Annotated in this window: 20 protein-coding genes and 1 riboswitch; of the genes, 14 read left to right on the forward strand and 6 right to left on the reverse strand. The window is 67.8% G+C overall.

Annotated features, from left to right (window positions below):
* Positions 1 to 40: 40 nt before the first annotated feature.
* The 6 genes from ACYX4P_RS14810 to ACYX4P_RS14835 all read left to right on the forward strand — a co-directional run bounded on the left by ACYX4P_RS14810 (position 41) and on the right by ACYX4P_RS14835 (position 5,094).
* Entirely contained in the window at positions 41 to 1,873 is a 1,833-nt protein-coding gene (locus ACYX4P_RS14810; protein WP_248118856.1) for a M14 family metallopeptidase, read from the forward strand.
* A 3-nt stretch (positions 1,874 to 1,876) separates the two neighbouring features.
* Positions 1,877 to 2,284 carry an MAPEG family protein gene (locus ACYX4P_RS14815; RefSeq protein WP_248118855.1) on the forward strand — a complete coding sequence of 136 codons (408 nt, stop codon included), beginning with the start codon at positions 1,877 to 1,879 and terminating at the stop codon, positions 2,282 to 2,284.
* 52 nt (positions 2,285 to 2,336) lie between these two features.
* Positions 2,337 to 3,692, forward strand: a complete 1,356-nt coding sequence (locus ACYX4P_RS14820) for a TldD/PmbA family protein (protein WP_248118854.1) — start codon at positions 2,337 to 2,339, stop codon at positions 3,690 to 3,692.
* Entirely contained in the window at positions 3,689 to 4,483 is a 795-nt protein-coding gene (locus ACYX4P_RS14825; RefSeq protein ID WP_248118853.1) for a 3'(2'),5'-bisphosphate nucleotidase CysQ, read from the forward strand. Before ACYX4P_RS14820 ends, ACYX4P_RS14825 begins: the two co-directional genes overlap by 4 nt.
* 94 nt (positions 4,484 to 4,577) lie before the next feature.
* Positions 4,578 to 4,820, forward strand: coding sequence for a DUF4170 domain-containing protein (locus ACYX4P_RS14830; protein ID WP_248118852.1), 243 nt, complete (start codon positions 4,578 to 4,580; stop codon positions 4,818 to 4,820).
* Between the two features lie 67 nt (positions 4,821 to 4,887).
* Positions 4,888 to 5,094 carry a hypothetical protein gene (locus tag ACYX4P_RS14835; protein WP_248118851.1) on the forward strand — a complete coding sequence of 69 codons (207 nt, stop codon included), beginning with the start codon at positions 4,888 to 4,890 and terminating at the stop codon, positions 5,092 to 5,094.
* Positions 5,095 to 5,166: 72 nt separating this feature from the next.
* On the opposite strand, the gene ACYX4P_RS14840 is transcribed toward ACYX4P_RS14835, so the two are convergent.
* Positions 5,167 to 5,832 (reverse strand): protein tyrosine phosphatase family protein, encoded by a 666-nt coding sequence (locus tag ACYX4P_RS14840; RefSeq protein ID WP_248118850.1) that lies wholly within the window; start codon positions 5,830 to 5,832, stop codon positions 5,167 to 5,169.
* Between the two features lie 31 nt (positions 5,833 to 5,863).
* Positions 5,864 to 6,829, reverse strand: a complete 966-nt coding sequence (locus ACYX4P_RS14845) for a DMT family transporter (RefSeq protein ID WP_248118849.1) — start codon at positions 6,827 to 6,829, stop codon at positions 5,864 to 5,866.
* 97 nt (positions 6,830 to 6,926) lie between these two features.
* A riboswitch (FMN riboswitch) is annotated at positions 6,927 to 7,070 on the reverse strand.
* A 77-nt stretch (positions 7,071 to 7,147) separates the two neighbouring features.
* Between ACYX4P_RS14845 and ACYX4P_RS14850 the strand changes: the two genes are divergently transcribed.
* From ACYX4P_RS14850 to lpxK, 5 genes are read left to right on the forward strand one after another with little or no spacing between them, the layout of a single operon-like run.
* On the forward strand, positions 7,148 to 7,684 hold the full coding sequence (locus ACYX4P_RS14850; protein ID WP_248118848.1) for a hypothetical protein: 537 nt from the start codon (positions 7,148 to 7,150) through the stop codon (positions 7,682 to 7,684).
* Between the two features lie 31 nt (positions 7,685 to 7,715).
* Positions 7,716 to 9,554, forward strand: a complete 1,839-nt coding sequence (locus ACYX4P_RS14855; protein ID WP_248118847.1) for an ABC transporter ATP-binding protein — start codon at positions 7,716 to 7,718, stop codon at positions 9,552 to 9,554.
* Positions 9,551 to 10,234: a lysophospholipid acyltransferase family protein gene (locus tag ACYX4P_RS14860; protein WP_292046093.1), complete on the forward strand. Its 684-nt coding sequence runs from the start codon at positions 9,551 to 9,553 to the stop codon at positions 10,232 to 10,234. Before ACYX4P_RS14855 ends, ACYX4P_RS14860 begins: the two co-directional genes overlap by 4 nt.
* On the forward strand, positions 10,231 to 11,526 hold the full coding sequence (locus tag ACYX4P_RS14865) for a 3-deoxy-D-manno-octulosonic acid transferase (protein WP_248118845.1): 1,296 nt from the start codon (positions 10,231 to 10,233) through the stop codon (positions 11,524 to 11,526). The genes ACYX4P_RS14860 and ACYX4P_RS14865 overlap by 4 nt, the downstream gene beginning before the upstream one ends.
* A complete protein-coding gene (gene lpxK, locus ACYX4P_RS14870; protein WP_248118844.1) occupies positions 11,523 to 12,539 on the forward strand; it encodes a tetraacyldisaccharide 4'-kinase in 1,017 nt (338 codons plus the stop codon). Before ACYX4P_RS14865 ends, lpxK begins: the two co-directional genes overlap by 4 nt.
* On the opposite strand, the gene ACYX4P_RS14875 is transcribed toward lpxK, so the two are convergent.
* A complete protein-coding gene (locus ACYX4P_RS14875) occupies positions 12,524 to 13,849 on the reverse strand; it encodes a metal-dependent hydrolase family protein (RefSeq protein ID WP_248118843.1) in 1,326 nt (441 codons plus the stop codon). The genes lpxK and ACYX4P_RS14875 overlap by 16 nt on opposite strands.
* Here ACYX4P_RS14875 and ACYX4P_RS14880 point away from each other — a divergent pair.
* The 3 genes from ACYX4P_RS14880 (at position 13,803) to ACYX4P_RS14890 (ending at position 15,711) form a co-directional block, all read left to right on the forward strand.
* Complete coding sequence (locus ACYX4P_RS14880; protein WP_248119149.1) at positions 13,803 to 13,988, forward strand: hypothetical protein; 186 nt, start codon at positions 13,803 to 13,805, stop codon at positions 13,986 to 13,988. The two genes, ACYX4P_RS14875 and ACYX4P_RS14880, sit on opposite strands and share 47 nt — an antisense overlap.
* The gene (locus ACYX4P_RS14885) at positions 13,964 to 14,656 is read left to right on the forward strand and encodes a murein L,D-transpeptidase catalytic domain family protein (RefSeq protein WP_248118842.1); all 693 of its coding nucleotides are present in this window, start codon (positions 13,964 to 13,966) and stop codon (positions 14,654 to 14,656) included. The genes ACYX4P_RS14880 and ACYX4P_RS14885 overlap by 25 nt, the downstream gene beginning before the upstream one ends.
* An 89-nt stretch (positions 14,657 to 14,745) precedes the next feature.
* On the forward strand, positions 14,746 to 15,711 hold the full coding sequence (locus ACYX4P_RS14890; protein WP_248118841.1) for a hypothetical protein: 966 nt from the start codon (positions 14,746 to 14,748) through the stop codon (positions 15,709 to 15,711).
* 111 nt (positions 15,712 to 15,822) lie between these two features.
* On the opposite strand, the gene purD is transcribed toward ACYX4P_RS14890, so the two are convergent.
* The 3 genes from purD to ACYX4P_RS14905 form a co-directional block, all read right to left on the reverse strand.
* Positions 15,823 to 17,097: a phosphoribosylamine--glycine ligase gene (gene purD / locus ACYX4P_RS14895; protein WP_248118840.1), complete on the reverse strand. Its 1,275-nt coding sequence runs from the start codon at positions 17,095 to 17,097 to the stop codon at positions 15,823 to 15,825.
* Positions 17,098 to 17,159: 62 nt separating this feature from the next.
* Complete coding sequence (locus ACYX4P_RS14900) at positions 17,160 to 17,591, reverse strand: PRC-barrel domain-containing protein (protein WP_248118839.1); 432 nt, start codon at positions 17,589 to 17,591, stop codon at positions 17,160 to 17,162.
* A gap of 17 nt (positions 17,592 to 17,608) precedes the next feature.
* Complete coding sequence (locus ACYX4P_RS14905) at positions 17,609 to 17,770, reverse strand: hypothetical protein (protein ID WP_248118838.1); 162 nt, start codon at positions 17,768 to 17,770, stop codon at positions 17,609 to 17,611.
* Positions 17,771 to 17,823 lie beyond the last annotated feature (53 nt).

Raw genomic sequence — 17,823 nt, forward strand, 5'->3', positions numbered from 1 at the left:
ATGCTTGTCAGGGCGGACCAATCGGCTCACGAAAGCCGATATGAAATCCCATCTCGCAATCTCGGCCCTGCTGGCCGCCCTTGCCTGTAGCGTGAGCCCCGCCATGTCCCAGACGCTTCCCAACGCCGCCCCCTGGGACCAGGCCTTCCTGCCGCCCGTTCCCGCCTGGAATGGCGCATCCAAGGCCCTGCTGCGCGACGCCGGCGATCCGTGGGTCACGGCGTTCGAGGCCGATCCGGGCCATGACTTTTCGCCGAACTACGCCGACACCCGCGCCTGGTTCGACCGGCTGGATCAGGCCAGCGACCTGATCCGCATCGAACAGTTCGGCGTCTCGCCCGAGGGGCGGCCCATCTATGCGGTGATCGCCTCCAAGGATGGCGCGACATTTGATCCGGCAAAGCCGGTGCTGATGATCCAGGCGGGCATCCATCCCGGCGAGATCGACGGCAAGGACGCGGGCATGATGCTGCTGCGCGACATCGCCTTCTATGGAAAGGACGCCCTGCTGGATCGGGTCAATCTGATCCTGATCCCGATCCTGAGCGTCGATGGCCATGAGCGCGCATCCGCCTATTCCCGCCCCAACCAGCGCGGACCGCGCATTCAGGGCTGGCGTAACACGGCGACCAACCAGAACCTTAACCGCGACTATCTGAAGCTGGACCAGCCTGAGATGAGGGCGGTCCGGGGCCTGATCCTGAAATACCGGCCGGACCTGTATGTGGATGTGCACGTCACCGACGGCATGGATTACCAGTACGACGTCACCTACGGCTTCAACGGCGAGGACGGGGCGTTCAGCCGCTCACCCAACGGCTCGGCCTGGCTGGATTCGGTCTTCAAGCCGGCGATGAACGCGGCGTTGGAACGCGAGGGCCATATTCCCGGCGAACTGGTGTTCGGCCTGGACGACGACGATCCGAAAAAGGGCCTTTCGGACGGCGGGCTTGGCGAGCGATTCTCGAACGGTTGGGGCGCGGCCGCCCATGTGCCGACCATCCTGATCGAGAACCACAGCCTGAAACCGCACGAGCAGCGGGTCTTGGGCACCTATGTCTTCATCGAGGCGGCGATGCATTTGCTGGCCGACCAGGGCGCCGCCTTGCGGGCCGCCACCGATCAGGACAAGGCCCTGCGCCCGACGCAGATCCCCGCCAACTTCGAGGCTGACGACGCCCCGTCGTCCACCCGTCCGTTCAAGGGCATCCTGTACGAGATGTACGACAGCCCCGCCTCGGGCCGGAAGGAAATCCGTTGGCTGGGCCAGCCCGATCCAGACCTGTGGCAGATGCCCTTCTATGGCTCCAAGCCAACCCTGACCCTGACGCGCCCGGCCGCCTATTGGGTGCCGGGCTATCGCACCGACATCATCGAGCGGCTGCGCGCGCACGGGATCGAGATGGAGACTCTGACGGCGCCGCGCACGGTGAACCTGTCGATGCTGCGGCTGGTCGAGCCCAAGCTGGCCACGCGCGCCAACGAGGGTCACGTCCAGGCCTCGGTCAAATCGGTCGAGGTCGAGACGCGCGACTGGACCTATCCGCCCGGCTCGGTGCGGGCGCCGACCGACCAGCCGCTGGGCGACATCGTCGTGCTGCTGCTGGAGCCGCAGTCCAGCGAGAGCTTCTTCGCCTGGGGGATGTTCCCCGAGGTCATGAGCCGCGTGGAATATATCGAGGCCTACGCCATCGCGCCCCTGGCCGAGAAGATGCTGGCGGCGGACCCGGCGCTGAAGGCCGAGTTCGAGGCCAAGCTGGCCGCCGAGCCCGCGTTTGCGGCCGATCCACAGGCGCGTCTGGCCTGGTTCTATGAGCGCACGCCCTTCTACGACGACCACTATCTGCTCTACCCGGTCGGGCGCGAGGACTGATCGATGACCACCCCCCTCATGCTCGCCATTCAGGCCGCCGCCCTGTGGAGCGGCCTGCTGATCCTGATGATGCTGGTGTTGTCGGGCATCGTGGTCAGCGGGCGGCGCAAGCACATGGTTTCGCTGGGGGATGGCGGGAACGCCGATCTGATGGCCGCGAGCCGGGCCTTCGGCAATCTGGTGGAATATGCGACGCCCGGCATGATCGCCATGCTGCTGCTGGCCGCCGTGGGCGCGCCCGCCTGGATGGTGCATGGGGTGGGCGCGACCCTGCTGGTCGGGCGGATCGCCCATGCGCTGGGCCTGCTGTTCCAGACCGGGCCGTCGCTGGGCCGGGTCGTGGGGATGTTGCTGACCTGGGTGGCGCTGCTGACGGCCGCCGTGGGCCTGATCGCCTTCGCGGTGGTGTGAGGCGAGGGGCGCGACAGGTTGCGGTGCAGCAGGGCGTCCGCCATATCGGGGCATGACTGAAACCCTGGCTGCGCCCGTTTCCACCGATCTTCTTAACGACATCGTCAAGGCGGCTTTGAAGGCCGGCGCCGACGCGGCCGAGGCGGTCAGCGCCGACCGCCGGTCCCTGTCGCTGGGGGTGCGCAACGGTAGGCTGGAAGATATCGAGCGCGAGGAATCGCGCGACCTGGGCCTGAGAGTGTTCGTGGGTCAGCGTCAGGCATCGGTGTCGGCCTCAGATCTGTCGCCGGCGACGCAGGCCCGGCTGGTCGAACGCGCCGTCGCCATGGCGCGGCTGGCGCCGGAAGACCCCAATGCCGGCCTGGCTCCGCAGGAGCGGCTTGCGCGCGGCCCCCTGCCCGACCTGGACCTGTTCGACGCCAGAGAGCGCAGCGCCGAGGCGCTGGAAGCCGCCGCCGCAGAGGCCGAGGCCGCCGCCTTGGCCGTGACCGGCGTGGCGCGGTCCGAGGGTGGTCACGCCTCCTGGTCGTCCAGCCGTTGGCGGCTGGTGACGTCGCACGGGTTCGACGGCGCCTATGAGGGTTCGGCCTTCTCGCTGGGCGTCGGCGTCATCGCCGAAAAGGACGGGGCGATGGAGCGCGGCGGCGAAAGTCGTTCGACCCGCCACCTGTCCGACCTGCCGGGCGCCGACCAAATCGGGCGCACCGCCGGCGCGCGGGCCGTGGCCCGTGTGGGGCCGAGGAAGATCGCCTCGACCACCGCCCCGGTCATCTTCGACAATCGCATGGCCGGCCAGATCGTTTCGCCCGCGCTGGGGGCCATATCCGGCCCATCCATCGCGCGCGGCACTTCCTTCCTGAAGGATCGGTTGGGCCAGCGGGTGTTCGCGCCGGGCGTCACCCTGATCGACGATCCGTTCCGCCCGCGCGGCATGGGGTCGACCCCGTTCGACGACGAAGGCGTGGCGGTCGAGCGGCGCGCCCTGTTCGACGACGGCATTCTGACCACCTGGCTGCTGAACAGCGCATCGGCTCGTCAGTTGGGCCTGGAGACGACCGGCCATGCGTCGCGCGGCCTGGCGGGTCCGTCGGGCGTCTCGACCCATAATCTGCATATGGAGGCGGGCGAGCGCGATCTGGCGGGTCTGATGGCGGATGCGGGGTCGGGCCTGCTGGTGACGTCGATGTTCGGGCCGTCGCTGAACGGCAATACGGGCGACTGGTCCGCCGGGGTGTCAGGCTTCTGGTTCGAGAACGGCGCGATCGCCTATCCGGTCAGCGAAGTGACCGTGGCCGGCAAGCTGACCGACCTCTATCTGCGCATCCAGCGCGGCTCGGACCTGGAATTCCGGGGCGGATTCAACGTGCCCAGCCTGATGTTCGACGCGGTGGCCATCGCCGGCAAATGACGGACCTGAACGACGATCTGGAGCTTATCCGCCAGGCCGCCATCGACGCGGGCGCCCTGGCCATCGCCGAGCGCGAGGCGGGGCTGAAGATCGAATCCAAGCCGGGCGGTTCGCCCGTCACCAGCGGCGACCTGAAGGTGGACGCCATGCTGAAGGACCGGCTGCTGTCGGCGCGACCCGACTATGGCTGGCTGTCGGAAGAGACGGCCGATTCGCCGGATCGCCTGTCGAAACGGCGCATCTTCGTGGTCGATCCGATCGACGGCACGGTGGCCTATATGAAGCGGACGCCGTGGTGGTGCGTGCCCATCGCCGTGGTCGAGGACGGTGAGGTCGTCGCCGCCGTCATCCATGCGCCCGAGGTGGACGAGACCTATGTCGCCGTGCGCGGCGGCGGGGCGCGACGCAACGGCCGGGTCGTCACGGCCTCAGATGTCGATACGCTGGATGACGCCTCGATCCTGGGCGACGCGCGGCTGATCGAAGCGCCCTATTTCGACGAACCGTGGCCGGCGATGCGGTTTTCAAAGCGCAACGCCCTGGCCTATCGCATGGCCCTGGTGGCGTCGGGGGCGTTCGACGCGGCTCTGGCCCTGACGCCCAAATGGGACTGGGACGTCGCCGCCGGCTGGCTGATCGCCACGGAGGCGGGGGCCAGGGTCAGCGATCATCACGGCCGCGCCTGGGCCTTCAACCGGCCCGATCCGCGTCAGGCCAGCCTGGTTTGCGCCGCCCCTCTGATCCAGCCGATGATCGTGCGGCGCTGTAAAAACGTGCCGTTTTCGACCTGAGCCGGGGGCGGAAAAACCCCTCCCGACATTGATCCGAGGCCGTTCTCGGCCTATTGCGCGCGCAAAGCTCCCTCCCCCAATGCCTGGATTGTCGATGACCGATCAAAACACCGTTCCGCCCCAGCTTCTGCACATCGTCATCGGCGGCGAGTTGCGTCACCTGGGCGAGCCGACCTTCCGCGACCTGTCGCAGGTCGAGTTCGTCGGCGCCTTCGGCAGCTACGACGAGGCCAAGAAGGCCTGGAAGGCCCGCGCCCAGGCCACCGTGGACAACGCTCACATGCGCTATTTCATCCTGCACGCCCACAAGCTGATCGACCCGCGCGGCGACGCCTGATCCTGCGACATCGGGGCGTCCGAACCGACGCCCCGATCCGACGTTCACTCCGTATGCGAGGACGACGATGAACCTGGAGCCGCAACAGATTTTCCAACTGGTCAGCCTGCTGGCCGTACTGGCGCTGTTCAGTTTTTCGCTGCGCGGCCACATGAACTACGCCCGCTGGTTCAAGAAGTGGGAGGCCGACCGCAAGGCCCGACGCGAGGCCGAACTGGCGGCCGGGGCGCGTGAAAACGATCCCGGCGCGCCAAAGACGGGGCCCTGGGGCTGAGCCGCAGGGCTGCCCCCCCTAATCATCGGCTTGCCTATTTGGCGAGGAGTACGGCTCAAGGAGCGGCGCCCCCTACTCCCGCCGCAGCAGTCTGTCGGTCAGCAGCGTGCCCCACCATCCCGCCTTGAACTCGGCTCGGATCGCCTTGGGTTCATATTCAGGGCTGTCGATCCAGTCGATGAAGCTGATCCCTTTCGGCTCGACCTCAGCGACATATTTTTCCAGCGTATAGTCCAGCACCCCCGTCAGCCCTTCGCGCGAGTGCAGGTATTTCTTGGACAGCTGTTTCATCGCCACCGAGATCGGTTCGCCCAGATGGAAGTGGCGATAGAAGACCGCCATCATCCCCGCCCGGTCCGCACCCGACTTGCAGTGGATCAGCACCGGATACTCGATGGTCTTGAACAGATCGCGGGCGCGGTGGATGCGGTCGGGCTGCGGCGGATCGCGCGAATCCAGGGGGGCGTCGATCAGGGTCAGGCCCAGACGTTCGCAAGCCTGTTTCTCCAGCCAGTAATAGCCTTCGTCCCGCTCGCCGCGCAGGTTGATGACGGTCCTGATCCCCTTGGCCCTCCATCCGGCCAGCTGGCGCGGCGACGGCTGGTTGGTGCGCACCAGGTCCGGTCCCAGCCAGTGGGCGTTGGAAAAGGCCACGCGAAGGAACGCATGGTCCGCCCAGAAATAGTGCCAATGGGTTTTGAACCGGCCCAAGGCGGTGGTGAGATCGAAACGCGACATGGAGGCCAGATAGCGGTCAGGGGCCGCCGCGTCATCCTCCACCGACGGCTGGGGCCGCGCGCGCCTGCGGGGCGCGATTCTCGATCCAGAAGATGAAGACAGAGGCGGCGACGATCAGGGCCGCCCCCGGCCAGAACCAGGGCGACGGCGTCTGCCCCAGCAGCGACCAGCCGATCAGCCCCGCCAGCGGGGCCTTCAGGTCTGCGAACGGCTGCAGATAGGCCGCATCCGCGCGCTTGTAGGCCGAGGCCAGCAGATACTGCGCCGCCGCCGTTAGCCCGCCCAAGACCAGCAGAAGCAGCAGCCCCGTCCCTTGAGGCAGGGCGAACGGCAGGCCCGTCGCCACCCCCGCCGGCAGGACGAAGGCGAAGGCGTTGGCCAGCAGCAGGATGGCCAGATGGTTGGGCGTGATCAGCACCAGCAGCGACACCGTCAGGGTCTCGGGCGTCTCCTCCCGCGCCAGCGCCTTGGTCAGGACGTCGGTCGCGGCCCACAGGGCGGCGGCCAGGATCGGGGTCAGCGCGGGCCAGTCCAGACGCTCGGCCCCGACGCCCGACACCACCACCGCGCCGACGAAGCCGGCCAGCGCCGCGCCGAGCCGGGCGCCGGACACCCGCTCGGCCAGAAACAGCGTCGATCCGACGATGACGAACAGCGGCCCGGTGGCCAGCAGCGTCACCATCTGCCAGATCGGCACGCCCGAGGCGAAGCCGTAAACGAACACATGCACCCCCAGCGCCGAGGCGAAGGCGCGGGCCTGGTGCGCCAGCGGATGGCGGGTCTTCAGCTTGCCCAGCCCGATCCGCATCACCACCGGCGCCATAAGCACCGAGGCGATCAGATATTGCCAGAAGGCCATGCCGGTGGAGCTCATGCCGAACTGCTGCGGCAGCACCGATTGAAGCGTGTTGCCGGCCGCGAACACCAGGCTGGCCGACAGCATCAACAGCGCGCCCATTGAGGCGGAGCCGGGGTTAGACGAGGAAATCTGGTTCAATGGTCGTCCTTTCCGTAACCAGTTTCCTCAGGGTTACGGGCGACGACGCGCCAGCTCGCCGCCCGGCAGGGGGCGGCGAACGCCGACGAGGCGTTGGTCCCGTTCTCTTTCATCCGGACTATACCGTCGGCCCCGGAATCGCACCGGATCTGCTGACCTCTCCAATGCTGGAGAGCGCTCGCGGGCTTGGCGTCGCCGCCTTACCGCCGGTGGGGAATCTCACCCCGCCCTGAGAACACTGCGGGCGAACCCGCAGCCCCTAGTTAGAAAAGGCGGGTGGACTGTTCAACCACCCCGGCGTTCGGGCGTTGGATTTCCATGCCTGACAGACTGCTCCCGATGATGATCGCCGCCGCCCTGGCCCTGTCCGGTTCGTTCCCGGCGGCCGCCGCAGCCCAGGCCCCGCCGCCCGAAGACCCCGGCCTGATCGCCTATCTGCGGCAAAGGGCGCTCGGGGCGCTGGACACGACCCGCTACACCGCCGCCCTGACGCCGGACGGGCGGACAATGCTGGTCTATCTGACCGGACCGAGCTGGTGCGGATCGGGCGGATGCCGCCTTCTGGTGCTGGACCGGGCGGGCGGGACCTATCGGTCGGTCGGCGAGATCAGCGTGGCGCGGGCGCCCATTCGCCTACTGGAACGCCAGAGCCACGGCCGGCGTGATCTGGGCGTCCAGGTCGCCGGCGGCGGGATTACCGAAGCCTATGAGGCCGCCGTGCCCTTCGACGGTCGCCGCTACGCCCGCAATCCGACCGTGGCGCCCGCTGTCAGAATCGAGGATGCGCCGGGCGAGACCCTGATCCGCGCCGACGAACCGGGCCGCCCGCTGGTCCCGTCGCCCGACAAGCCTTGACTCGAGGGGCGGGTCGGACGACCGAAGGCCGATGAAAGACCCCGTCGACCAGACCATGCCCCTGCGCGTCCTGCTGGCGCGAATCTGGCGCGATTACCTGTCCCTACACCGCTGGACCCTGATCACGGCCGTCGTCTGCGCGGCCGTGACCGGCGTGCTGACCGTCACCCTGCTGCAACTGTTGCAACCCGCCGTGAACGGACTGTTTCTGGGCGGCGACCAGCCGATCACCCTGTTCAGATACATTCATGTTCAGGCCAGACACGCCTTGATCGCCATTCCCATCGCCATCCTGACAGTGGCCCTCATCCGAACCGGCGCGGCCCTATTGCAGGCAGCTCTAGTCAATCGGCTTGGCCACAGCATCGTCGGCGATATCCAGGTGCGGCTGTTCGGTCGCATGATCCGCGCCGACCTGGCGCGTCTGCGCAGCCAGCACTCGGGCGGGTTTGTCTCGTCGGTCCTGTTCGACGCCAATCTGGTGCGGGAGGCCTTCACCTCGGGCGTTGTCACCTACACCCAGAACCTGCTGATGCTGGTCGGCACCATCGTCTTCATGTTCTTCAACGACTGGCAACTGGCGATGGTGGTGCTGCTGGGCGTGCCGCTGGTGGCGCTGGTGCTGCGGCGGTTCGGCAAGCGGACGCGCAAGGCCGCGCGCGGCGCGATGGCCGAGACCGAAAACCTGTCCACCGCCCTCATGGAGAACATGGACGGGGTTCGGCTGATCAAGATCGAGAACCGCGAAGCCGCCGAAGAAGCCCGCGTCGCCGAAGTCGTCGCCCGCCGCCAGCGCCACGTCATCAAGGGCGCCAACGCCCGCGCCTTCGCCGGACCCGCGTCGGACATGGTGGCCTATGTCGTGGTCGCCGCCGTGCTAGCCTACGCCGGATGGCGGGCGCAGTCGGGGGCCATGACGGTGGGCGGGTTCGCCGCCTTCATCGCCATGCTGCTGGCGGCCGGCCAGTCGCTGCGTCAGGTGACCAATCTGGCGACCGTTATGGCCGAAGGCTTCACCGCCGCGCGTCGTCTGTTCACGGCGCTGGATATCGAGCCGGAAATCCGTGAAGCGCCTGACGCCGCCACCTTGCCCCCCGGCCCGGTCGAGGTGGTGATGGACCGGGTTTCCTTCGCCTATGCGCCGAGGACCGAGGGCGGCGCCCCGACGCTGGACGACGTATCACTGAGGGTCGCGCCGGGCGAGACGGTGGCCCTGGTCGGGCCGTCGGGCGGCGGCAAGAGCACGATCCTGAGCCTGCTGCCGCGCTTCTATGACGTGACGGACGGGGCGGTGATGCTGAACGACCGCGACGTACGCCAACTGCGGCTGCATGACCTGCGCGAACACATCGCCCTGGTGACGCAGGAGCCCTTCCTGTTCGACGACACCATCGCGGCCAACATCGCCTATGGGCGGCCCGGCGCGACACAGGCGCAGATCGAAGAGGCCGCGCGTTCGGCCGCCGCCCATGACTTCATCACCGCCTTGCCCCAAGGCTATGACACCCGTGCGGGCGAGGCGGGCCTGCGCCTGTCGGGCGGGCAGCGTCAGCGGATCGCCATCGCCCGCGCCTTTGTGAAGGACGCTCCGATCCTGCTGCTGGACGAGGCGACCAGCGCCCTGGACACCGAAAGCGAAGCCTTGGTCCAGGCGGCGCTGGAGCGGCTGATGCAGGGCCGCGCCACCCTGATGATCGCCCACCGTCTGTCGACCGTGAAGAACGCCAACCGCATCTATGTGATCGAGGCCGGGCGCGTGGTCGAGGAAGGGTCGCACGACGCACTGGTGGCGCAGGGCGGTCTCTACGCCCGACTGGCGCGGCAGCAGTCGCTGGACGGCGCCCAGCCCAGCGTGGAGACGGTGGCGTGAGGCCGCTGCGTAACCCGTTCGTCCAGTCGGCCCTGGCCTGGACCCTTGCGAAGTGGATGCAGTTCTGCTTCGCCACCATCCGTTGGACCCATGAGAACCAAGAGGCGGCGCAGACGGTCTGGTCGCAGGGCGGCGGGGTGCTGTGCGTCTTCTGGCATTCGCGCATCGGCCTGTCGCCGTCGTGTTGGCCGCTGGACCGCGCGCAGCCGGCCAAGGCCCTGATCTCGCTGTCGGCGGACGGCGAGTTCATCGCCAAGGCGGTGGCGCGTCAGGGTTTTCCCGCCGTGCGCGGATCGTCGGCCAACAAGGACAAGACGGAAAAGGCCAAGGGCGGAACACAGGCCCTGCGCGACGGTCTGAAACAGCTGAAGTCGGGCGCCCTTGCGATCACGCCCGACGGCCCGCGCGGCCCGGCCAATGTCATGGCCGAGGGTCTGCCGCTGATGGCTAAACTGTCCGGGGCGCCGGTGCTGTTCATAGGCATGTCGTGCAGCCCGGCGATCCGGCTGAACAGCTGGGACCGCGCCGTCCTGCCCCTGCCCTTTGGCAAGGGCGCCATCGTCTGGGACCGCGCCGACTATCCTGAAGGCGCTCAGATCGCCGATGTGGTTGCCGACTGGACGCCCCGCCTGAACGCGGTCGAGGCGCGGGCCGATGCAATCACCGGCCTGAAGCCATGACGCCCCTGCCGCTGATCGCCTATCGCCTGGCGACCCGCGCGCTGGAGCCCCTGGCCCCGCGCCTGCTGGATGCGCGTGCGCGGCGGGGCAAGGAAGACCCCGTGCGGGTGGACGAGCGGATGGGCTTCACCCGCGCCAAACGCCCCGCCGGCGATCTGGTCTGGCTGCACGGCGTCAGCGTGGGCGAGAGCCTGTCGCTGCTGCCCGTGGTCGAGCGGTTCGTGAAGGCGCGGCCCGACCTGAACGTGCTGGTGACCTCAGGCACCGTGACCTCGGCCCAAATTCTGGCCGAGCGGCTGCCGGCCGGGGTGATCCATCAGTATGCGCCGGTCGATGCGCCGGGCGTGGTGGCGCGTTTCCTGGAGCACTGGCGGCCGGCCCTGGGGGTCTTCGTCGAGAGCGAACTGTGGCCCAATCTGTTGCTGGAGGCGCATCGGCGCGGGGTCGGGCTGGCCCTGATCAGCGCGCGCCTGACCGAAAGGACGGTCGAGAATTGGGCGCGGTTTCCCGCCTCGGCCCGGGCTGTGACCGGCGCCTTCGATCTGGTCCTGCCACAGGACGCGGCCTCGGCCCGGCGATTGGAGACGATGGGCGCGCGCGTCGATGGGCTAGTGAACCTGAAACTGTCGGGCGAGGCCCTGCCGCACGATCCCGCCGCCTTCAGCCGCCTGTCGGCCGCCATCGGCGACCGACCGGTGATCGTGGCCGCCAGCACCCATGAGGGCGAGGAGATCGCCATCGTGCGCGCCCTGGACGGTCTGGACGAGCGGATATGCCTGATCCTGACCCCCCGCCACCCCGAGCGCGGGCCGCATATCGCACAGGCCTTGGCGCGCGAGGGCTACGCCTTCGCCATGCGTTCGCGCAGCCAGACGATCGGGCCGGACACCGATATCTATCTGGCCGACACCCTGAACGAGATGGGCCTGTTCCTGCGGCTGGCCGATGTGGTCGTCATGGGCGGATCGTTCGCCCCCGCGCTGGGCCTGCCGCCGGTCGGAGGCCACAATCCGCTGGAGCCGGCGCGGCTGGGTCGGCCGGCGATCACGGGGCCGGACGCCTCGAACTGGGCGCCGGTGACGGCGGCGCTGAGCAGCGCGGGCGGCCTGACCCTGGTGCAGGCGCCGTCAGACCTGGCGGCGGTCATCGCGCCCTTGCTGGCCGATCCGGCGTCGGCCAAGGCGATGGGAGAGCGGGCGCGTCGCGCCGCCGCCGAGGCGGGCGGCGGGCTTGATCGGCTGTGGGCCGCCCTAAAGCCGCTGACGCCCCCCCCGGCGCGGGCTGGACGATGAAGCTGAACACCCCCCGCTGGTGGTATGTGCGCGACAGCAACCACGCGCGCATGACCCGCACCATGTTGAAACCCCTGGGCTGGCTGTGGGCCGGCGTCACCGCGCGGCGCATCGCCAAAGCCGCGCCTGTCGATCCAGGCTGCGCGGTCGTCTCGGTCGGCAATCTGACGGTCGGCGGATCGGGCAAGACGCCGGTCGCGCGCGAAATCCTGCGACTGTTGCGGGCGACGGGCGTTGAGGCCCAAGGCCTGTCGCGCGGTTATGGCGGGCGGCTGGAGGGGCCGATCCGTGTCGATCCGGCGGCGCATACGGCCGCCGACGTCGGCGACGAGCCCCTGATGCTGGCGCAGGGATCGCCGGTCTGGATCGCGCGTGATCGTGTGGCGGGGGCCAGCGCCGCCGTCGCGGGCGGCGCCCAGGCCCTGGTTCTGGACGACGGCCATCAGAACCCGGCGTTGAAGAAGACCATCAGCCTGATCGTGGTGGACGGCGAGACGCGCGGCGACGAATGGCCTTTCGGGGACGGATCGGTCTTTCCTTCCGGCCCGATGCGCGAGCCCTTGAAGGCCGGGCTGGCGCGGGCCGACGCCGTAGTGGTCATGCTGCCGACCGATGTGGAGGCCGCCGATCCCGAACTGCTGGCGGTGTTCGGCGCCCTGCCCGTCTTCATCGCCCGTCTGACGCCCGAGGGGCCGCCGCCGTCGGGGCCGCAGGTCGGGTTCGCCGGCATCGCCAAGCCCTGGAAGGTCGAGCGGTCGCTGAAGGCGGCGGGCTGCGACCTGGCGGACTTCGTTCCCTTCCCCGACCATGCGGCCTACAGCGCCGAGAACATGAGTTTCCTGGCCGACCGCGCGGCCGTCTATGACGCCGGCCTGGTCACCACCGAAAAGGACTGGGTGCGGCTGACGCCCGACCAGCGCGCCCAGGTCGTCGCCTGGCCGGTCGTCGCCCGGTTCCAGGATCAGGCGGCCTTCACCGCCTTCCTGAACGATTGGCTTCAGTCGGCGCGATAGACGACGCCTGACTTCATCACGAACTTCATCCGCTCCAGTTCGGTGACGTCCGTCAGCGGATCGCCCGAGACGGCGACGATATCGGCGGGCATTCCGGGCGCGATTCTGCCGGCTTCGTTCGAAATTCGCAGGTGTTCGGCGGCGCCGACGGTGGCGGCCTGGACGGCCTCCAGCGGCGTCAGGCCGGCGCGGACCAGCAGCGCGAACTCCTGGGCGTTGTCGCCGTGGGCCGAGACGCCGCTATCGGTTCCGAAGGCGATCCGCACCCCGCCCTGATGCGCGCGACGGGCCATGTCCAGCATCTTGGGCCCCGCCTCCAGCGCCTTGGCCGTCTGGGCCGGGGTGAAGAAGTTGTCGGGCCCCGACGCGATGCGGGCCACGAAATCGCCGGCCAGCAGGGTCGGGATCAGCCAGGCGCCGTTCGCCTTGAACAGGCGGATCGACTGGTCGTCCAGATAGGTGCCATGTTCGATGGAATCGCCGCCCGCCCGCAGGAAGGCGTTGATGCCGTCCACGCCGTGGGCGTGCGCCGTCACCTGACGGCCCATGCGGTGGGCGCTGTCGACGATGGCGGTCAACTCGGGATCGCTGAACTGCTGGTTCAGACCGGCGGCGGTGTTGGACAGGACGCCGCCCGTCGCGGTGATCTTGATGATGTCGGCCCCGGCGCGAACCTGGGTGCGGACCGCGCGCATGCAGTCCTCAGGCCCCGAACAGATGCTCTCGGACGACAACAGATGCATGACGTCGTCGCGATAGCCGTTGATGTCGCCGTGACCGCCGTGGATCGACACCGACGATCCGGCCGCGATGATGCGCGGCCCCGGCACGTCACCGTTCTTCACCGCGTTCCTCAGGGCGAATATGGCTTCGTTGCCCGCACCTAGGTCCGCCACGGTGGTGAAGCCCGCCATCAGGGTGCGGCGGGCGTAACGGGCGCCGACCATGGCCCGGTCTGCATCGGACAGGGTGACCTGTTCCAGCCGCCCATTCGGGTTCTGCTGGCTGGTCAGATGGACGTGGCTGTCGATCAGTCCGGGCAGGACGAAGGCGTGTCGCAGGTCCAGAACCCTGCCCTGGGAGGCGTCGCCGACGAAGCCGTCGCGCACTTCAACGACTTGGTTCCCTCTGATCACGAGAGTTTTATCGCGCTGCACAACGCCGTTCGACGGATCAGCCAGCAACCTTCCGGCCTCGACGAACGTTGTCGTGGGTTGCGACGAAACCCTAGACGCCGTGGGGGTTTGCTGGGCATGCGCGCTCATGGCTGACGCCATCAGCGCCGCCAATGCGATTCCAAAACGCTTCATCGATGTCTCCCCCCGGCCCGTCGGCCGCAAAAATGCCCCACAAGGCTCAGGTTGCCTCGCCCGTAACCTTTTGAAACAACCACGGCCCAAGACCAACCGCAACGAGGGCGTCGCATGCGGCTATCGAGACGAGGGCTGATTCTGGGCGGTTCGGCCATGCTGGCGGGATGCGCCAGCGCGAGCGCCAGGGCGCCGCTGACCACGGCTCAGACCTTGTCCCCTGTCGCGCCGCCACAGGCCGGTCTGCCGACGATCCAGACCGCCTCGCTGACGCCGCCGCCGCTGGATCCGCGCGGCCACGTCCGCAAGGAGTTGATGGAGCGCGCCATGACCGCGCTGGACACCCATCACCGCCATCTGCCGCTGCGCGACCGGATGTATCTGGTCGATTTCAAGAAGTTCTCGGGCGAAGAACGCCTGTACGAGGTCGATCTGGTCGCCGGCGAGGTCAAGGTTCTGCGCACCTGCCACGGTCGCGGCTCCGACCCCAGCCACAGCGGCTACGCCCAACGGTTCTCCAACACCCCAGATTCCAACATGTCCTCGGTCGGCGCCTACGCCACCGCCGGCGCGAACTGGGGTCGGCAGCAGGGGCCGAACGTGCTGCTGGATGGGCTGGAATACACCAATGACAAGGCGCGCGAGCGGGCCATCATTATCCACGGCGCCGACTACGCCGACCCCGACTTCCTGGCGCGCGAAGGCAAGCTGGGCCGAAGCTACGGCTGTTTCTCGGTCGCCCACACCGACCTCCCAGGCCTGCGCGAGCGAATGGGCGAAGGCCGACTGCTGTTCGCGGCGGCGTAGGGTTTTCCAAGAGGATCTCAGATCGCGCCCTGGTGGTTTGACTGTCCCGCAAAGCGGGAATACGGTCACAGTCTCAATGGGAGGACGCCATGCTGACGATCATTCTTGCTGCGATGTTGGCGATCACCCAAGACCCCGCACCACAGTTTTCTTCAGACCGCATCTCGAGGGGTGAAGTTCAAGAACCCGTTCGGTTAGAAGATATCGATGTCGTCGGCAAAAGTTCCAACAGACTGATCCGAGACTTTGTCAATGAAGTCGCGGCCCCCAATCCCGGCCGGGGAATAGCGCGTTGGGACAATGCGGTCTGCATCGGCGCGGCCAATCTTCAACATGAGGCGGCGCAGTACATTGTCGACCGAGTTTCGACGGTGGCCGAAGACCTTGGGTTGTCTCCTGGACTTCCCGGGTGCCGCCCGAATGTCTTGATCATTGCAACCAACCAGCCTTCCGCACTGGCGACAGAACTTGTTCGCACACGTCTGCGCGCGTTTCGCACAGGCGGATCCGGCATGGATCGCGGCGCGACGGCTCTCAGGGCGTTTCAATCGTCAGAACATCCTGTCAGATGGTGGCAACAGGCCATGCCGATCAACTCCAGCAACGGACAGCGCGCCAATCGTATCCCTGGCGAGTGCAGCGACGACTGCAGTGACGCTTTTGATTACGCTCCCATCATCCCTGTGTTCGCCGCCTCGCGACTTTCCTCGCAGATCGTCGACAATATCTTTCGAACAGTTGTTCTGATCGACACGACACAGACGTCCGGCTTATCCGCTCAGCAGTTAGCCGATTATATCGCCATGATCACTTTTGCTCAAATCGACCCGCAGTCTGACACCCGCCCCTACGCGTCGATTCTCAACCTGTTCGATGCTCCCGAAACGACACAGGGACTGTCGAGCTGGGATCAAGCCTACCTCAAAGGTCTCTACAAGGCTCAGAGAACGCGCCAGAATACGCGGGCCGGGAACGGCGAAATCATCGCCTCTATCCAAAGAACGCGCCAACACCTTCGCTCATCGACTGACGACGAGGCGCTACCGCAACCGTGAATCGAGGCCAAGGCTGATCGACATCCAACCCAAAACCACCATTTCGAGGCGTCCATAGGACGAACCCGGAATGACCGTCTGAGATTTCGACCGGCTGAATGTCGACTGAACCTAGCCCCGCTCCAGCGCGCGCCAGCCGATGTCGGAGCGGTTGAAGCCGCCGGGCCAGTCGATCTGCTTGATGGCGGCATAGGCGCGTTCGCGGGCCTGGGCGATGTCGTCGCCCTCGGCGCAGACGTTCAGCACCCGCCCGCCGGAGGCGCACAGCTGGCCGTCGCCGCGGCGTTTGGTGCCGGCGTGGAAGACCTGGACGTGAGGACCGAAATCCTGGTCGGCGCCGCGAATGATCGAGCCTTCCAGCGGGCTGTCGGGATAGCCCTTGGCCGCCATGACTACGCAGATCACCGTCTGGGGCTTGAAAGCCGGCGCCGACAGGCCCGACACGTCGCCGCGCGCGCATCCCAGCAGATAGGGCACGATGTCGCCGGCCATCCGCATCATCAGCACCTGGCATTCCGGGTCGCCGAAGCGAGCGTTGAACTCAACCACCTTGGGACCGTCCTCGGTCGCCATCAGTCCGGCGTAGAGCACGCCGCGATAGGGAGCGCCCTCCTCGGCCATGTGGCGGATGGTCGGCTGGACGATCAGTTTGTCGGCCTGATGCACAAGGTCGGGGGTGAAGACAGGCGCCGGCGAATAGGCGCCCATGCCGCCGGTATTCGGCCCCAGGTCGCCGTCGAAGGCGCGTTTGTGGTCCTGAGCGCCGCCGAACAGCAGGGCCTGTTTCCCGTCGCACAGGGCGAACAGCGAGCCTTCCTCGCCGTCCATGAACTCTTCGATCACGACACGGGCGCCGGCCGCGCCGAACCGGCCGCCCAGCATCCGTTCGATCTCGGCCTCGGCGTCAGGGCGGTCGGGGCTGATCGCCACCCCCTTTCCGGCGGCCAGGCCGTCGGCCTTGATGACAAAAGGGGGACGGAAGGCGTTCAGCGCCGCCTTGGCGTCCGCGACCGTCTCATGGACGCCGTAGCCCGCCGTGGGGATGCCGTGCCGCGCCAGGAACGCCTTGGAGAAGGCCTTGGATGTCTCCAGCTGCGCGGCCTTGGCCGTGGGGCCGAAACAGGGAATGCCCGCTGCGGCCAGTCGGTCGGCCAGACCGGCGGCCAGCGCCACCTCGGGCCCCACCACCACCAGATCGGCGCGGATTTCGCGCGCCAGGGCCGCCAACCCCTCGGCGTCGTCGACCTTGACGGCGCGAAGCTCGCACAGCTTCTCGATGCCCGGATTGCCCGGTGCGGCGACCAGGCGTTTGACCAGAGGCGACTGGGCGATCTTCCAGGCCAGGGCGTGTTCGCGGCCGCCCGATCCGACGAGAAGAATGTTCATGAGACCGGGCAATGACCGGCTGGCGCGGGCCGGTCAAGCGCCCGGCAGGCTTAACACGGAATTCAGCGCGCGGGCGGCGTCCAGGCCGGCAGAGCCTGCAGCTGACCTGGCGTCAGATCGGTGACCAGATCCTTGCCGCCGTTGCGGTCGATAGGGGCCACGTCGGCGACGGGCACAAGCACCTTCATGTCGCCCGGCCCGTTCAGTTCGACCACCAGATGGGTCAGGGCGCCCGAGGCGTCCAACACCAGGGTTTCGATGTCGCCCAGATCCGCCCCGGCGCGCGATACAATGTCGGCGTCCTCCAGCTGGTCGCGGGTCATGCCGAAGGCCAGGGCGGCGTTGGTGGCGGCGACATCCGCCTGTCTGGCCGGCAGGCTTGAGGGCGTCGCGCCCGGCGCGGGCGCCTGCACTATGTCGTCGTCACGGTCAGAACAGGCCCCGACGGACGCAGTCATCAACAGGGCGGCGGCGAACGGAAGAATACGGGTCATGGGGTGTCCTGACGGCGTCAAAGCAGGGCGAAAACGACATAGGCGCCCACGCCCAGCAGGGCGATGCCGCCAATGATCAGCCACGGGCTCATGGCGCCGCCCGCGCCCGAGCGGCGCATCAGATCGCGCTCGTGCGGATCCCGGTCGGCAGGGTCTGTGTTCGGGGGATCAGCAGCCATGGTGGTTCAACGAGACAACGAAGCCCCCGTTCCCGGACGCATCGACGCAGGCT

The organism is Brevundimonas sp. ABV4_179 (assembly GCF_056311945.1).

What these genes read in the sequence shown, in the direction of transcription:
- ACYX4P_RS14810 (WP_248118856.1), top strand. Translation starts at nt 41, where the DNA reads ATGAAATCCCATCTCGCAATCTCGGCCCTGCTGGCCGCCCTTGCCTGT.
- ACYX4P_RS14815 (WP_248118855.1), top strand. Translation starts at nt 1,877, where the DNA reads ATGACCACCCCCCTCATGCTCGCCATTCAGGCCGCCGCCCTGTGGAGC.
- ACYX4P_RS14820 (WP_248118854.1), top strand. Translation starts at nt 2,337, where the DNA reads ATGACTGAAACCCTGGCTGCGCCCGTTTCCACCGATCTTCTTAACGAC.
- ACYX4P_RS14825 (WP_248118853.1), top strand. Translation starts at nt 3,689, where the DNA reads ATGACGGACCTGAACGACGATCTGGAGCTTATCCGCCAGGCCGCCATC.
- ACYX4P_RS14830 (WP_248118852.1), top strand. Translation starts at nt 4,578, where the DNA reads ATGACCGATCAAAACACCGTTCCGCCCCAGCTTCTGCACATCGTCATC.
- ACYX4P_RS14835 (WP_248118851.1), top strand. Translation starts at nt 4,888, where the DNA reads ATGAACCTGGAGCCGCAACAGATTTTCCAACTGGTCAGCCTGCTGGCC.
- ACYX4P_RS14840 (WP_248118850.1), bottom strand. Translation starts at nt 5,832, where the DNA reads ATGTCGCGTTTCGATCTCACCACCGCCTTGGGCCGGTTCAAAACCCAT.
- ACYX4P_RS14850 (WP_248118848.1), top strand. Translation starts at nt 7,148, where the DNA reads ATGCCTGACAGACTGCTCCCGATGATGATCGCCGCCGCCCTGGCCCTG.
- ACYX4P_RS14855 (WP_248118847.1), top strand. Translation starts at nt 7,716, where the DNA reads ATGAAAGACCCCGTCGACCAGACCATGCCCCTGCGCGTCCTGCTGGCG.
- ACYX4P_RS14865 (WP_248118845.1), top strand. Translation starts at nt 10,231, where the DNA reads ATGACGCCCCTGCCGCTGATCGCCTATCGCCTGGCGACCCGCGCGCTG.
- lpxK (WP_248118844.1), top strand. Translation starts at nt 11,523, where the DNA reads ATGAAGCTGAACACCCCCCGCTGGTGGTATGTGCGCGACAGCAACCAC.
- ACYX4P_RS14880 (WP_248119149.1), top strand. Translation starts at nt 13,803, where the DNA reads ATGGCTGACGCCATCAGCGCCGCCAATGCGATTCCAAAACGCTTCATC.
- ACYX4P_RS14875 (WP_248118843.1), bottom strand. Translation starts at nt 13,849, where the DNA reads ATGAAGCGTTTTGGAATCGCATTGGCGGCGCTGATGGCGTCAGCCATG.
- ACYX4P_RS14885 (WP_248118842.1), top strand. Translation starts at nt 13,964, where the DNA reads ATGCGGCTATCGAGACGAGGGCTGATTCTGGGCGGTTCGGCCATGCTG.
- ACYX4P_RS14890 (WP_248118841.1), top strand. Translation starts at nt 14,746, where the DNA reads ATGCTGACGATCATTCTTGCTGCGATGTTGGCGATCACCCAAGACCCC.
- purD (WP_248118840.1), bottom strand. Translation starts at nt 17,097, where the DNA reads ATGAACATTCTTCTCGTCGGATCGGGCGGCCGCGAACACGCCCTGGCC.
- ACYX4P_RS14900 (WP_248118839.1), bottom strand. Translation starts at nt 17,591, where the DNA reads ATGACCCGTATTCTTCCGTTCGCCGCCGCCCTGTTGATGACTGCGTCC.
- ACYX4P_RS14905 (WP_248118838.1), bottom strand. Translation starts at nt 17,770, where the DNA reads ATGGCTGCTGATCCCCCGAACACAGACCCTGCCGACCGGGATCCGCAC.